Consider the following 14,043-nt stretch of genomic DNA (forward strand, 5'->3'; position numbering starts at 1 on the left):
GGATAGCTCTTTGTATGCCAGACCTGTTTGAAAAGGACAGAGCCCTTATTTTCTTTGCAAAGGAGCAGACCATGGTTGAAAATCAGATGGAGATACCAATGAAGAGTGCAGCTACTGCTCAAAGCCTTAAAAAACGTGGCAAACAGGCACACATGCACTATGAACCAACAGAGCTGGACTATGAAATTTTGACCTATGTGAAGGAGTATTATTTGCTTAGTACCTGGCAGCTGGTCAACCTGCATTATGCCAAGGGCTCAAAGACCCGTGCCAGTACCAAGTTGCAAATCCTCTCAGGCCAAAGCCAGAAAACACCCGCGAAAGTCTATCTTTATCGAGAAGCACTGGAAAGAAAGGCACCTGGCAACCCTACTTTTGTCTATTGTCTGGCCACCTGCGGGCTATCGTACCTTCGCCGCAATGGTTATCCTAACCTAACCCGCCGCTTTCGACCGTGTGAAACCCGGGGGCTTTCCTACTTGCATAAACTGCATTGCTTAAATGTGAATGATATTCTGATTGCTGCCCGCAATCTGTCTAAAGTCTCTCCTGATATTACTCTTGCCCAGTGGCGCCATGATTTTGATCTGCAAAAGATACCGGCTGTTGTTACATTTGCAAGGGACTTAACGACCAGCTACAGTGGGGAAAGTGTGCAGCAGACTGTGAGACTGGTGCCTGACGGGATGCTTGATTTCAGGCTTAGACTCTACGACGCTAAGGTAAATGAATGGCGGCGTGTCATCCTCTTTGAAGTGGATCGGGGAACAGAAACCAATAGTAAAAAGTTTAAGGAAAAAATCCTTGCCTATATCCACTATTGCCTGCCTGAGGGCGGCTTTGAGAAGCGTTATGGCAAGACCAATAAACGCATTGCCTATATTGTTACTCGCGGTGGTGAAAAGCGGCTAATAATGCTTCGCCACTGGTGTGAGGAAGTATTACGAGAGCAACATTTCGAACAGGAGCAGAACTTATTCCGCTTTACCAGTATTTCACAACAGACTGACCAGGATACCGGCAGCATACGAGAAGAGCTGGCAATCTCCCCGACGCTGTTTGTCCAACCGGTCTGGTACAAGCCGTTTGAGGAAGAACCAGATACGCTGCTATGGAAACCATAGGTTCGCCTCAGTGGTGGGTTAAAACAGCGGCAAGGAAAATGAAAATTTTCTCCCCTCCCTTGTTGTAGATTAGCGAAACAAAGTTTATGCATTTTTGCAGAGAGAAGGCACTATAATATACAAGGAATTTGCAGAACGAAACCATATATCAAGCATGACACATATCACTGCTTTTCTCCTTCTTTCTGCTAGAATACGCATCGAAAAGGCAATGCGTCTGTTATCAAACTCGTAACTTGGCTCTTTCTATTCTTGTAGCATAAAGCGTGGATACAAGAAACATTTGGACAGTGTGTTAGTAGGTGCTGTAGATGTTTTGCCTGTATACCGTAAGCGAAACCGAACAATGCCTTAAAGGCAGGAGAATGAACAATGATCCAGTTACGTATCGAGCCTGGACAAGGGATTTCTGTAAAGGGCATGCCAGTTTTACGAAGGCTCAAAAGAAGAAAATATGTGAACGTTGAGTGTCTAACAGGAAATGAGCCGGTTATTAGGATAACTGAGACAACTGCTGTTGGAGGACAAATCGACTGTGTTACTGCGGGAGCGCTCAAAATCTTTTGGTCGCTTCCGGTTGATCCCAAAGAGCAAGATGACGTTCTTTGGGGTGTTCCAGAAGGGAATTCGTTTGAAGCTGATGGAACAACCTTTGCGATGCCTGAAAATACGTTGATGTTGAGCCGGAAAGATTGCGATCCGCAAAAACTGCGGCTAAGCATGGAAAAGCTTCTGTTAGCGATTGAAGATTACCTTCGATATGGCTAAAGCAGCTGATATGGATTTGTTACAACTACACTGGTTAAAAAGCTACTACACAAGTGCGTAGGCCGTTTTTTCCGTGCATGATGCTATTGAGGCTGACTCTTCAAAAGTACAATTTGTACTAAAAAAAGTCAGCCTCTTTCTTGTGAATGAAATGGGAATCTTAAAAATACCACAGAGTATAATGTTTCACTGACCATTAAACAGCATTCTAGACCCCGCCATCTTAACGGATGAAGAATTTCATTATCTTATAAGGCAGCGACCCTTGTACGCCATCTGGTGGCTTTTAAAACAGGATGAAATGATGCTTGTCGGGAGGAAGGATGGTTAGTGTTTCTGGGGATGCAGCTTTCACTAGCCCTGTTGGAATAATCTTTACAACGGTATAGATGTATCGATGGCATGAAGCAACAGGGACCACATCGTCTTGAAATTGTCGAACCTTTTATCACTCGCAATTTCTGCGAAGGTTAAAGCGTTTTTTGTAGATGCTTCCAACTCTTTTAATCGAGGCGCTAATTCAATCTAGATGGAGTTTTGTACGAGACTCAATTCACAGTTTTTGCCTTATTCCTTTTCCTCTGCTAAAATACCTGTTATAAAGGTAGATGACATTGATATAGTAATTTTTTATCTTTTTCATATTGCACTTTGAAATTGTTACGGGAGTACTTTCTTTTTTGGCCTTGCCGGAGAATTCATAAAATCTATGGCTTGTCTGGCAGGAATAAAAGGGATTCTCTGTTATTACAGCAACGGGCTGTAATAAAGAATTTCTTTTTGCCAAAGGAGAAAAATATGCTAGAGATTTTACTCTATCTATTATTGTTTCTAGTGATTGTATCAATTGTACTCGGAAGGTATAGGGTATATACTGGCTATAGACCACTATATACAGAGCCGTGCTATGATCATATTCCACGATCACCGATATATGATTGTCCAAAACATCCAGGTCAGCGTTGGTCACGCCCGCATGTTGGTTTTTCAATACCTGAATGTCCTGTATGTGGAGAAACTTTAGCACTCGACGAAAAAAAACAAACATTTTAGAACATAGAGTTTATTAAACCGCAACAAAGAAATTGCAAACCACCGCAAGGATGCGGATGTTTCTACAATAGCGTAGCAAATCTCCACACTTGTGTTATTTTTGAGGGGCTTACTCTTATTTAGTACAGATGTTGTACTTTCTCAAGTAAGCCCCTTTTTCTTGGAAACGGAGAAATCCTATACGCTCCTGTGGCCGTAAAGAAAAGATGGTAGCTTAATTCCCCTATTATTATGTATGGATAGGGAAAGGGATTACTTCCCAAAGAAGCGCTGAGTAAATGTGGCAATGAAACTAACTTCGATCAATAAACCTATGGTTGCTTCAAGAGCAGCGAGCATTGTTAATGGATGGCCTAAAGTAATTTGATCAAGGCCAGGAAAAAGGCCTCGTCCATGAAACGAGACGAGACTGAGAACAAATGCATTTGGAAATAACTGTGGAAGTTTATCAGGTCCTAATAATTGATATGCCACCGCGAACGTTGTAATGATGAATAGATACCAGAAAAATCCCCGTAGTGGTTTATAACCATAACCTATAAGGATATCAAGGAACAATGAGAAGAGATATCTTCCATAATCAACCTGTATCTTGAGGAAAGCAAATAATGGTTTGGTATCTTGTTGAAAATCAAGAATATCACTCCAGATCATATCCCTAAAATCCCTGATAGTGCCAATAAATTGTTGAGCCCGTTGCTGTACAGCAATATAACAAAACACAACAATAACTAGTATGAATAATGTTCCTTGCTTGAGGTACAATACTGTCCAAGTCAATAGCATTGGAACTAACAGAAAAACTATAATGCTCATTATGCTAGTGATCATAAAAGTGACCATGAGACGAAAATTTACATTTTCTTTGAAAAGATATATGATAAGAGGTATCACTGATAATACCCCTACTATCAGTGATACCAAGTTTATCTCATGGACAAATTTATGATTGCCTAACACTGCAAAAATAAGAGCCAGGGCCAAAAAGACAACCCCCACTGTATTTAATATATATAACCAGTATTTATCTAATATAAATTCCTGATTTTTGAGCTGATTTTGTGGCTGAGACATTAATTTAGATAGCCATGTACCATTCAATTGTGGCTTATTTAGCTGGCTTATCTCTGCGCCTACTTGAAATTTTCGCACTTGTAGTTGGTTTATTTCTGCTCGATAGGCAAAGTAATCTGAAGCTTTATTCAACCCTTGATCTCGTAGCGCGACAGCAAGTTGGTGGTTGGCACTAGCGGCTTCTTGATATGCTTCGAGTGTTTCTTTTTCTTTATTTTTCCCTTGACCTCTCTTTTTTACTTCTTCCGCTTCGGTTTCATCACCCAATTTTAGCGGCCATTTCCTCACTCCTTCAAGGTTAACATCATCCCAATAGATATTGGCAACACGAGTTCTCTCATCCAAAGTAACATGCTGAAGTGAAGTTGCATGATCAAAATATACAGAACGCAGATCTGCACCGTCCAGATGCGCGCCATCAAGCGCTGCTTGTTTTAAAACAGCATCGTTTAGGTGAGCATTCTTTAGGTTCGCTCCACGTAACGAAGCTGCTTGTAAACAGGCTCGCTGGAGATATGCGCCCTCTAGGTTTATTGCTGCGGCATCTTTTTCTTTGTCTCCGGCTGTGTTCCACTCATCTCCTGACAAACCGCCTCGTAACTCTGTTAATGGTAATCTGCGGAGATCTGCTTTTTCTAAGTTCGCACCGCGTAGATCCAGCCCTCTTTTAGATTGCCCTGGACTGAGAGGGCTCCAATTTTCCAATACTTCAATCCATTTTACTTGTTGCTTATCTGATGCCACATCTTTATTGGGCGGCATTATTGGTAATGCGTGTGTTATTAATAGATACTCAACATCTGCCCGATTCATAGATCGATTTCTAAATGGATATAGACCTCGATTAATATCAGATGGAGCAATGCGCCATCCTTCAAGTTCTCTACGGCGAGTATCATTAACCTCCGGCTCTGTACGCCACGGTTGTCCACAAATACACCACCAAGCATGAAAATGTCCAATCCAGACATAAAAATATGCAAGCCAAGCGTCACTTGGTTGCTTCAGTTGTTCTTTTTCCTTCTTTGAAATAATTACATTATAGGTTAGATATGCATCATAAGTCCCATGCCAATGAGTACGCGGGTAATCAATAATCCTGCTGGTTATTGTATTATAAGCATCCCGGGCATCATCAAGGGTCGTCCAAAAATCAACTTCTGCTGCAAAATATCGATTTGTATATTTCCGCCACTCTTCAGAGTAGCTAACCATGTCTGGAAACTTGTTAGGATCAGGCAATGGTTCAGGAAGTAATAACGGATTGCGTACTTGTGGTAATAGGAGTACCTGATGGGTTGGACTAGTATTGAGCATATTTTGCCTTCTTTTAAGCAGTCCCCTGCAATATCTTTCCTTACTCTAGCTTTCCCTTATTTGCTCTTGATTGAGGTATTATTTGACTTCCATGTCACACTAATATCACTGATTGCTAGATTAATATCACGGTTAAATCACAATATATTTACCTGCCGTTGCATAAAATTATTGTTTAAGATTTCACAAATTTATTTCTTCTCAACAATAAGGAAAGATTGCTGGTGCGGATGAGTATAACTATCAACATCATCGGCGTTATTAATAGCTGACATGCTTATTACTCCTTTCAATTCTCCACCTTTTCTTTCTATCTCTTTAAGCATTAAATTGAGATTTTCTTCTGCTTCATTTACCGTTGGACAACGCATTGCACCACGTCCACTAGTTGTTCTTCCCCATTTAAGCATTTGCGGCACCCTATATGCTCTTAAACCACTTTCAAGTTGAATATATTCGCTAAAATTAATATTAACCTCTTTTTCATCATACATACTTCCTCACCTCCTTTGCATTTAAAATGTATTATATATACTAGCATAATAATACAATAAGTTGAATATTCAAACAGCGGAAATCTTGAATATTCTTGTAAAGTCCCTATTAAATTAATATAACTTAATCTTTTCTAAAAGCAATGCAAAACATAGTAACAGCATTACATCAAAGCCATTTTGCCAAAGCAGATCTTCACTTCAAAGTCCAAGCAGCCCGATTTATTTCTCTGAGACATCAGAAAGTAGAGGAAATCCCTGGTTTTTATACCACTCATCATTGTGTTCAGTTTCACAGATATTTTGCAGAAGAAAGGCTCGGTGTTGGCCAAGCCAGTCAACGTTTTGTTGCGTTCGGTGGGCAACTGGAGATCCTCCAGATAGTGACGAAATTCGTCACGTTGGCTTCTCTTGCCGAACAGGTCATCGAAGGATCTGGTGTAAGGCTTCCAAAGGCTCAGGGCAGTTGAAATAGCTCGTCGTTTGGTCATCTCACCTTCCTCCTCTCCCTTTATTCTACTCTCCACCATCCACTGTCAACAAAGTTGCGATAGGATATCATATGATAATCACGAACAACCACTATACACACAAAGACAAATCACAAAGAATAGATGTAATCAAGAAGAGGTACAATGGCGACGACTTTAAGTAGCGCTACCTTATTTTTTTCGTTTGCTATCTATTTCAGGAGAAGTTGTCGGATATTCACCAGTATTTTGAAAATGTCTCAGCTCACTCAATATCTCATCATATTTCTCCATCATAAATTTTTCAGATGGCATCCCTCTATTGCATTTAGCAACCTCATCTTTAAACCGTTCTATTTGTTCTGTAGACTCTCGTATGGAAGGACGTTGACCACAATAATTCTGTTCTAGAAAAGTTACTGTAGCTCCCAGCGCATCTGCATATCCAATATAATCATATCTATTAGTTTTACCCCAATTATCGTAAGAAGCTACTTCCGCATCAATATATTCTCCATGTTAATTACTATAACGCTGATAAAACCATTCTTCAGGTTTTATTTCTTTTTCTTTAGATGAGCTAGAAATAAATTCTTTCATAGTATTATAAATTAAACTAGAGAAATCTTATATATATTAATAGTTCATATTATATCAAAATATTCAATAAATGCAACAGTTAATTTTAATTAATGCATAATGCCAGAGCAGCCAAACTTCACCTCTCTCGATGTTTGCCCAGACTGTGAACAAAAACCACAGAGAAGCCGACGCTGCCAGGTGCAGTATTTCCTGATCGTTGAGGATCTGAGGAGCTCCAGATGACTCGCTCACCTGATTGATACCTGGAGGAAAATCCTTGTTTTTGATGGCAGATATCTGCTAGATTCTTGGTATGAATATGACCAACCCAGAGATCAGTAAATTACTCAGGGATGTCGCTGCCGCCTATGCAATAAAGGATGAAAAAAAGTTCCGGTTTCAGATTATTGCCTATCAAAAGGCTGCAGATAGTATTGACTATACTTCTATCGAATTGCGGGATTTGTATAGGGAGAATAAACTGGCTTCCCTTCCAGGAGTGGGAGCTTCAATTCGCTCACATATTGAGGAGCTTTTTAAGACGGGAAAGGTGGAACACTTTCAAGAGGTGCTGAAAGATATCCCTGCGTCTGTTTTTCCACTGCTTGAGATACCCAGTTTCGGACCGAAGAAAGCGTATCGATTGGTTTCGGAATTTCATCTTATAAATCCAGAAACAGTGATCGCTGACGTCACCGATCTGGCACAAGCAGGAGAGATTGCCAGGCATCAGGGATTTGGTGAGAAATCTCAACAAGATATTTTACAAGCGATTCAAGAGTATAGTCTGGGAAAGACAAAAACGGCGCGCATGGTGTTGCCGTATGCCAATGAACTGGCGGAAAAAATAGTCGCATATCTGAAGAAATGTCCTGCAGCAAAACAGGTCTATCCATTGGGGAGTTTACGAAGACGTGCCTCTACGATCGGAGACGTGGATATCGCTGTCGCGACTACTGATCCTGGGGCTGTATTGAATCATTTTATTGCCTATCCATATAAAACACGTGTGATTGAGAAGGGAGACCGTACTGCTTCTATTCTTCTTTCGTCTGAAAGACAAATTGATTTGATGACTCAGCCTCCGCAAGGCTTTGGGTCACTGCTTCAGCATTTTACAGGCAGCAAGGCACATAATATTCATCTTCGTGAATATGCAATATCAAAAGGTCTATCGTTATCAGAATATGGCATTAAAAAGAAAATTGGCGGAAAAGATATTTTGCAACAGTATGATACTGAAGAAGCGTTTTATAACGCTCTGAGGTTGCAGTGGATCCCACCTGAGATGAGAGAAGATACCGGTGAGATAGAACTGGCTATACAACAGAAAGTCCCCCAATTGGTCGAGCTTCAAGATATGAAAGGTGATTTGCATCTTCACTCAAGTTATCCGATTGAACCGAGCCATGATATGGGACAGGATGCAATGGAAATCATGATAGAGAAAGCGATTGCTTTAAACTATGAATATATCGGCTTTGCCGAACATAACCCGAGTGTCTCCAAACATTCTGCTTCTCAAATCTACGAAATTTTAGAAAACAGGAATAAACAGATTGAGCAATTGAGGCAAAAGTATCAGAAATATCTGCATATCTATGCGCTTCTTGAAGTTGATATTCAACCGAATGGTGACTTGGCGATTGATAATACATCTCTTGAACTTCTGGATGCGGCGCTTGTCTCTGTCCATAGTGCTTTTGATATGGATCAAACGGCAATGACGAAACGAGTTCTGAAGGGCTTAAGCCATCCGAAAGCCAGGATATTGGCACACCCAACCGGCAGACTTTTGAATCAACGTTCCATTTATGATTTGGACTGGGATGTCGTTTTCGATTTCTGCAAGGAGCACAAGAAAGCCCTGGAGATAAATGCCCAGCCGCTTCGTCTTGATTTACCGGATATGCTCGTGAAGGCGGCCGTGAAAAAAGGTGTTCAATTAGTCATAGACACTGATAGTCATGCTGCTTCTCACATGGATTTTATGGAATACGGTGTCGCAGTTGCCCGCAGAGGATGGGCGACCGAACAGAATATTATCAATTCGTTACCATACAAGAGATTTCATGAATGGTTACAGAATAATGAAAGATGAGCGTGAAATCAGCAAAGAAGGGAGCCTCTCTCCCCTTAAGCTTCGCAACGAATGCATCCCGGTGCACAGGGTGTCGGAAGATAGCTTTCTTTTCTAGTACCGAAGTTCTCCTAAGAAAAATCCTATCCTCGTTTATCAGTAGTTCCTACCAATATGAAAATAGAAACTTTAGAGGCTACTTCTGCTGACTATAAAGACCAATCATCTCAGCCTGATCAATCACATGCCCCTTCATCTTCTCTTCAACTAACCGTTTATCCACTTGATCCCGCCGTTCAAAAACGAGTGTAGTATCCAAAGCATATACCTTGAAAAAATACCGATGAGTTCCTGATGGCGGGCAGGGGCCACTATAACTAGGTTTACCGACACTTGTCTTTGCTTCAATACCTCCTTGTGGGACACTCTTTTCATTGACTTGTTTCACTGAGGGCTCAATATTATAAACCACCCAATGCACCCAAGTACCCATAGGAGCATCAGGATCATCCACAATCAATACCAAACTTTTTGCATCTTGAGGAACCCCTACGAATTGAAGCGGGGGATTTATATCTTGTCCGTTACAAGTATACTTTACGGGAATTCTTGTGTTATTGCCAAACGCAATACTGCTGATCTTCATGTTTTTAGTTAATATAGTGGAATTACCATGATTTTCTGTATTCGTTACAAGAATAGGTGACTTTGCAAAACTTACAGTAATAAAAATTACAACCACCACAAAAACCAAAACCCCAATAATCAACAAAACCTTCTTCATAATAATTTCACCTCTTAAGAGATTTATAACTTTTTGCTTGATTAACTCTTTTTATCCCTATAATACTTTATATTATAATCATGATTTTATCGAAGGACTTGATTCTTTCTACTTTATCTTTCTTGACCATAAAACGGCGTTCTAGCCCACTCCGTTTCAGAGGATGAAGGATTCATTATCTTCTCAGGCAGTGCCCCTTGTACGCTGTTAAGTGGCCTTTCTGATAGGGTATAAAAACACTGGTAGGGAGAGTTGTTAGTTTTTTTCAGGATTTGGGGTATCAGTCTTGTCTTCCAGGTTGGTAATGCGCCGCTCATGGCCCTGGATTTTCTTGATCAGGTCTGCTTTTAACTGGGAATTGCCTGCTTCAACCGCTGCCTCTACATCACCTCTGGTAGCTACGAGCTTCAGGGCTGTCTGCATATGCGCCTGCGTTTGCTCAATCGCATCAAGCCGCTTCTCTATCCGCGTGATGGCCGATCCCTGTTGATCCAATTGTTTACGGATTGGCTCTGTTTCTGCCCGGAGAACGTTTTTAAGCTCATTTAATTCATCTTTTGTCATATTATGCCAATAATAGCATATTTATCGTTTGATAGCAATGATCATGATCAAAAAGTATGTGAAGATGAGATCAGATTGTAAAATGCTTGCAGATCAAATGGTTTTCGTATCAGGTGCCTGACCCCTAATCGCCTGGCTTCTAAAAGCGCCATGTCGCTGGCGCTCATGGCAATAATGCTTTTAAGTAAATGCTCATCGTGTTCTTTGAGGATGCGAATAAGCTCTAAGCCTTGCGTTCTTAATAACCCCAAAAGAATGACATCATAGCTTTGCCTTTTAAGCATCAGTTTTTCATACCCGCTTTTAATATCCCCAACAGCTAAAACCTCATAGCCTTCGTTATGCTGTAAATCGTGTTGTAAAAACGTCCGTACATCCTGGGAGTATTCGATGATTAAAATGCTTTTTGACATCATAGCGCCCTCGCTTCGTGGCTGGCTTGAACGAATCTTCACTATAGAAGTTCTAATACACATAGTGAAGAGACGGCGAGGTAAAGGTTGCCGGATAGTTTTTTCTCAAAAAAACCCAAATGTTTGTAAGGCTTTTTTAGGGATTTTGTAAGCTAGCTTACTGGCATATCCTTAAAGAGTGCGGTATGCTCTACTTCTCATGCGAAACCGAGAACAAGAACGACAACCGGGCAATAAAGAGCGTCAGCGTACGTTTTCCTTGCCTGGAAGTCTTGAAGATGAGAAGCATCAGGTAGAGGTAGAAAAAGCTAAGAGCGGTGAGCTTTCTCTGCGGGTAACAAAGGACAAACATCTGATTTTTTCTGTTGCTGTTTCAACTGACGAGGATCTTCTTCTTGCCTTTGCGGATGGCAGACAGGTGATCTTTCCCGCGACCCAACACCCAAGCGTAACAGAGCAACTCCCACCTATGGAAGCTACCAGGCAACCTGAGGCTTCCCCAATTACGCTTGAGGGCTATCCTGTACGCCAGGCACACTTTGATAAAGATAAAAGGGTTTTTAGCCTCACAATTGCTCATCATCCTGATCCTAAGGATCGAAAACAGGTGGCCTATTATGAGCTGATCGCCGAAGGCGAAAAGGCAGCTGAGTGTTTGTCAGTTGGCATTTCGGAAACCAGAATTCCGGTACATGTAACCGGTGATGATTTAACTCATGTGGTCAAAAAGAAGAATGGAGCTGAAAAAATTGTGCATCAAATTAGAGTAGATAGTTTGGAAAAAATCAAAGAACGAAGAGCAGATCGCCCAGACGTCCTGCCTGAGAAAATACGGTTGTATGAGAGTTCATAAGTAGCATTGGCCAAGCCTTTTTACCAACGGATATGCAATAAAAGCATACCTATACCCCCTGCAGTTTTTCCATGATCCACATGCGCGTTAAGGTTGAGGGACTTAACCCTTTGCGTTTGGCAACATCGGTTAATTTCTGCTTTACACCTTTTCCAATTCGCACCACCAGTGTTTCTTCTTTTGGCGCATCAAGCTCAATTCGAATAGCAACATCGCTTAATTCATGCTTAAAATCCAAAAGGCTATGCGTTTCCCAGAAGGTCGCTTCTTCATCTTTGCTCATTTTGGTAAAATCAGGCAGTTTGCTTTTTTGTTTCTTCATATTGATAGATCAGCCTCCTTTCCAATTTATCTGCATCAGAAAACAGTCAGGAACAAATAATAAGAGTATTCCCGCCATGATAATGTTTTTTATCTCACTTTTGCTCCAAATAATCCTTTTTGGATGTAGGTTTTCATCAAGCTTTGATATGGCATATCCAGTTGTGCTGCTTTTTCTTTGGCTCTCTCAATCCACTCCTCAGGCAGCCGGATGGTTGTCTTTTTTGTTTTCCGATTCGATTTTTTGATCACATCCGATAACACGAACCGCTTAAAATCTGCCGGTTCAAGATATTCTGAAAGATCCAGATTTGACCAGAACTCAAATTCTTCTTCTTCATTTTTAAACTTAGGAATTACTAACTCTTTTTTCATATATTGCCACCTCCTTCTTATTTGTTGGCCGTGAAGAAATAGGCCGTATATGTTTCCCCCGTATGGTAAAGGCTATATATAACAATCTCCCTGTTTTCGTTTTACCAATCAGTACATGCCTTAGTTCTTTCTCTGAATGTAGTTTGTCATCATCAATAATTGCGCTCTTATCAAAGAAAGCTTCCTCTGTCTCGTGAGGAGCTACATTATGCTTAATCCAACTTTTTGCCCTATTCCCCTCGTCCCAATCAAATGTAATTTCCTTTGTTTTTTGCTTCATTTGTACATACTTAGTATGTACAAATTATAGTATTTATAGAATTATTGTCAATAGGCAATTAATGATCACTCTCTGATTTGCAGGCTAATTGACGCATGCGACGTCAACGGTTGCTCTGGTTGATAGATCTTCAGTTTGCCGGACAATAGAAATGACTTTCTCACGTGATCAGTCTACTTAAGAATGATTGACTTCTACTATGGGCGCGCGACAGGAGAAACAGAAAGGTCAGACTAACATATGAAGAGCGCGCCCATGAACAGACAACTTCACGGTGATAACCATTTTCCCATCCCTCTCTTCTGTAGGGAAGAACAGGTGAACAATGAACAGCTACTCCTACTGTTGTTGCTCAAGTAGCCCTTCGATCACCGCTCTGGTGAACCTTTCCGCCAATGTCTCAATATACACATAGGCGCTCACCGCTTCGTACCGTTCCCCTGCATTGGTCACCAGATTGTACTTGAGTGACTCCCAGGCAGTCAGAAACGCCTGCAGATTAACCAGGCTGGTGGTAAAGGGCTTTGCCTGCCCCTTAAGCGCAACAAATGAGTCAATACTCTTTAGTTCCTCATCAGTAAGCGGTGTTTCATCGTGATACTGGCACAAATACGCTGCCACATTGGCAAAATATAACCGGCGAAGCGCCGTATAAAACTCGCTGTCCTCTTTGGCTTCAGCGTAAAATGGCCGAAGCAAATGTTTTAACCCTTCGTAGGCATCGGCTAACTCCTGGGGCCTTTTCTTGACAGCTTATCTTTTTGGTATCCGGCTCGTTTGCTTCTTCCACCCTTGGAAAGTCTGATCCTGCTTTACTCCAACCAAGCAAACCCATGTTCTATTGCTTCTCTAACACTTGAACGTTGCTGATCATGTCCGGTGATAGCTTTCGTAGGTAGTCAATATTGATATTGCGAACAGCTTATTGTGGTAGATGGAGAGTCATAGGCGTAAATTTGATGCCATTGGTTTCTTTTTCTTCTGCTGTTTTTTCAAAACCTAATTTTTTATAGATATGGACTGAGTTAGGTGAAGAGTGAACACTAATTGTTTCAAGGTTGGGTACGTATTGTTTACATATCTCTATCGCTCTTTTGAGTAAGTTGTTTGCTATACCTTTTCTCTGATAGTGTGAGGACACAAAAAGCATTGAAACATGCTCATAATTTCTTATTTCAATTACTCCTACTATCCCATTTTCTACTTTAGCGAGCAGAATAAAGTACTTTCTATGTAATCTTTCCTTAATTGCAGGTAATTGGATGTATTTGTAGAACTCTTGTATGCCCTGATCTGTATATGCGGGAGCTACATATTGGTCAAAGACAGACTTTACCAATTTATATACACCCTCTATTTCACTTTCATCTGCTTTAGTGTATGTAATTTCGTTGATTTCCATAAAGTCCTTTTGTTTGAGATTAGATGGTTACCTATTTCCGTCGTGTTAAAAATGCTATATAGATTTAACAGTCAACACATTTGCTAAAA

At 40.8% G+C, this 14,043-nt stretch carries 15 protein-coding genes; 4 read left to right on the forward strand and 11 right to left on the reverse strand.

The window, feature by feature from the left end; genetic code table 11:
* Positions 1-14 precede the first annotated feature (14 nt).
* A complete protein-coding gene (locus JMI88_RS15630) occupies positions 15-1,124 on the forward strand; it encodes a replication-relaxation family protein (RefSeq protein WP_201362856.1) in 1,110 nt (369 codons plus the stop codon).
* 372 nt (positions 1,125-1,496) lie between these two features.
* Positions 1,497-1,892 carry a hypothetical protein gene (locus JMI88_RS15635; protein ID WP_201362857.1) on the forward strand — a complete coding sequence of 132 codons (396 nt, stop codon included), beginning with the start codon at positions 1,497-1,499 and terminating at the stop codon, positions 1,890-1,892.
* Positions 1,893-3,197: 1,305 nt separating this feature from the next.
* Here JMI88_RS15635 and JMI88_RS15640 read toward each other — a convergent pair.
* The 3 genes from JMI88_RS15640 to JMI88_RS15650 form a co-directional block, all read right to left on the reverse strand.
* Positions 3,198-5,336, reverse strand: coding sequence for a pentapeptide repeat-containing protein (locus tag JMI88_RS15640; protein WP_201362858.1), 2,139 nt, complete (start codon positions 5,334-5,336; stop codon positions 3,198-3,200).
* A gap of 191 nt (positions 5,337-5,527) precedes the next feature.
* Positions 5,528-5,830 carry a hypothetical protein gene (locus tag JMI88_RS15645; protein ID WP_201362859.1) on the reverse strand — a complete coding sequence of 101 codons (303 nt, stop codon included), beginning with the start codon at positions 5,828-5,830 and terminating at the stop codon, positions 5,528-5,530.
* A 164-nt stretch (positions 5,831-5,994) separates the two neighbouring features.
* Positions 5,995-6,321 (reverse strand): hypothetical protein, encoded by a 327-nt coding sequence (locus tag JMI88_RS15650; RefSeq protein ID WP_201362860.1) that lies wholly within the window; start codon positions 6,319-6,321, stop codon positions 5,995-5,997.
* Positions 6,322-7,195: 874 nt separating this feature from the next.
* Between JMI88_RS15650 and JMI88_RS15655 the strand changes: the two genes are divergently transcribed.
* The gene (locus JMI88_RS15655; protein ID WP_201362861.1) at positions 7,196-8,983 is read left to right on the forward strand and encodes a DNA polymerase/3'-5' exonuclease PolX; all 1,788 of its coding nucleotides are present in this window, start codon (positions 7,196-7,198) and stop codon (positions 8,981-8,983) included.
* A 175-nt stretch (positions 8,984-9,158) separates the two neighbouring features.
* Here the strand turns inward: JMI88_RS15655 and JMI88_RS15660 are convergent, their stop codons facing one another.
* From JMI88_RS15660 to JMI88_RS15670, 3 genes are all read right to left on the reverse strand, one after another.
* Positions 9,159-9,746 (reverse strand): YbhB/YbcL family Raf kinase inhibitor-like protein, encoded by a 588-nt coding sequence (locus tag JMI88_RS15660; RefSeq protein ID WP_201362862.1) that lies wholly within the window; start codon positions 9,744-9,746, stop codon positions 9,159-9,161.
* Positions 9,747-10,001: 255 nt separating this feature from the next.
* Positions 10,002-10,310, reverse strand: coding sequence for a hypothetical protein (locus JMI88_RS15665; RefSeq protein ID WP_201362863.1), 309 nt, complete (start codon positions 10,308-10,310; stop codon positions 10,002-10,004).
* A 47-nt stretch (positions 10,311-10,357) separates the two neighbouring features.
* On the reverse strand, positions 10,358-10,726 hold the full coding sequence (locus tag JMI88_RS15670; RefSeq protein ID WP_201362864.1) for a response regulator: 369 nt from the start codon (positions 10,724-10,726) through the stop codon (positions 10,358-10,360).
* 196 nt (positions 10,727-10,922) lie between these two features.
* Here JMI88_RS15670 and JMI88_RS15675 point away from each other — a divergent pair, with 196 nt between their 5' ends.
* Positions 10,923-11,576 carry a hypothetical protein gene (locus JMI88_RS15675; protein WP_201362865.1) on the forward strand — a complete coding sequence of 218 codons (654 nt, stop codon included), beginning with the start codon at positions 10,923-10,925 and terminating at the stop codon, positions 11,574-11,576.
* A 49-nt stretch (positions 11,577-11,625) separates the two neighbouring features.
* Here JMI88_RS15675 and JMI88_RS15680 read toward each other — a convergent pair whose 3' ends face one another.
* From JMI88_RS15680 to JMI88_RS15700, 5 genes are all read right to left on the reverse strand, one after another.
* On the reverse strand, positions 11,626-11,898 hold the full coding sequence (locus JMI88_RS15680) for a CopG family antitoxin (protein ID WP_201362866.1): 273 nt from the start codon (positions 11,896-11,898) through the stop codon (positions 11,626-11,628).
* Positions 11,899-11,987: 89 nt separating this feature from the next.
* Positions 11,988-12,272 carry a CopG family antitoxin gene (locus JMI88_RS15685; RefSeq protein WP_201362867.1) on the reverse strand — a complete coding sequence of 95 codons (285 nt, stop codon included), beginning with the start codon at positions 12,270-12,272 and terminating at the stop codon, positions 11,988-11,990.
* Complete coding sequence (locus JMI88_RS40695; protein WP_201362868.1) at positions 12,247-12,552, reverse strand: BrnT family toxin; 306 nt, start codon at positions 12,550-12,552, stop codon at positions 12,247-12,249. The genes JMI88_RS15685 and JMI88_RS40695 overlap by 26 nt, the downstream gene beginning before the upstream one ends.
* A 339-nt stretch (positions 12,553-12,891) precedes the next feature.
* Positions 12,892-13,251: a hypothetical protein gene (locus JMI88_RS15695; protein WP_201362869.1), complete on the reverse strand. Its 360-nt coding sequence runs from the start codon at positions 13,249-13,251 to the stop codon at positions 12,892-12,894.
* A gap of 223 nt (positions 13,252-13,474) precedes the next feature.
* Positions 13,475-13,954, reverse strand: a complete 480-nt coding sequence (locus tag JMI88_RS15700; protein WP_201362870.1) for a GNAT family N-acetyltransferase — start codon at positions 13,952-13,954, stop codon at positions 13,475-13,477.
* Positions 13,955-14,043 lie beyond the last annotated feature (89 nt).

It is taken from the genome of Dictyobacter formicarum (assembly GCF_016587435.1).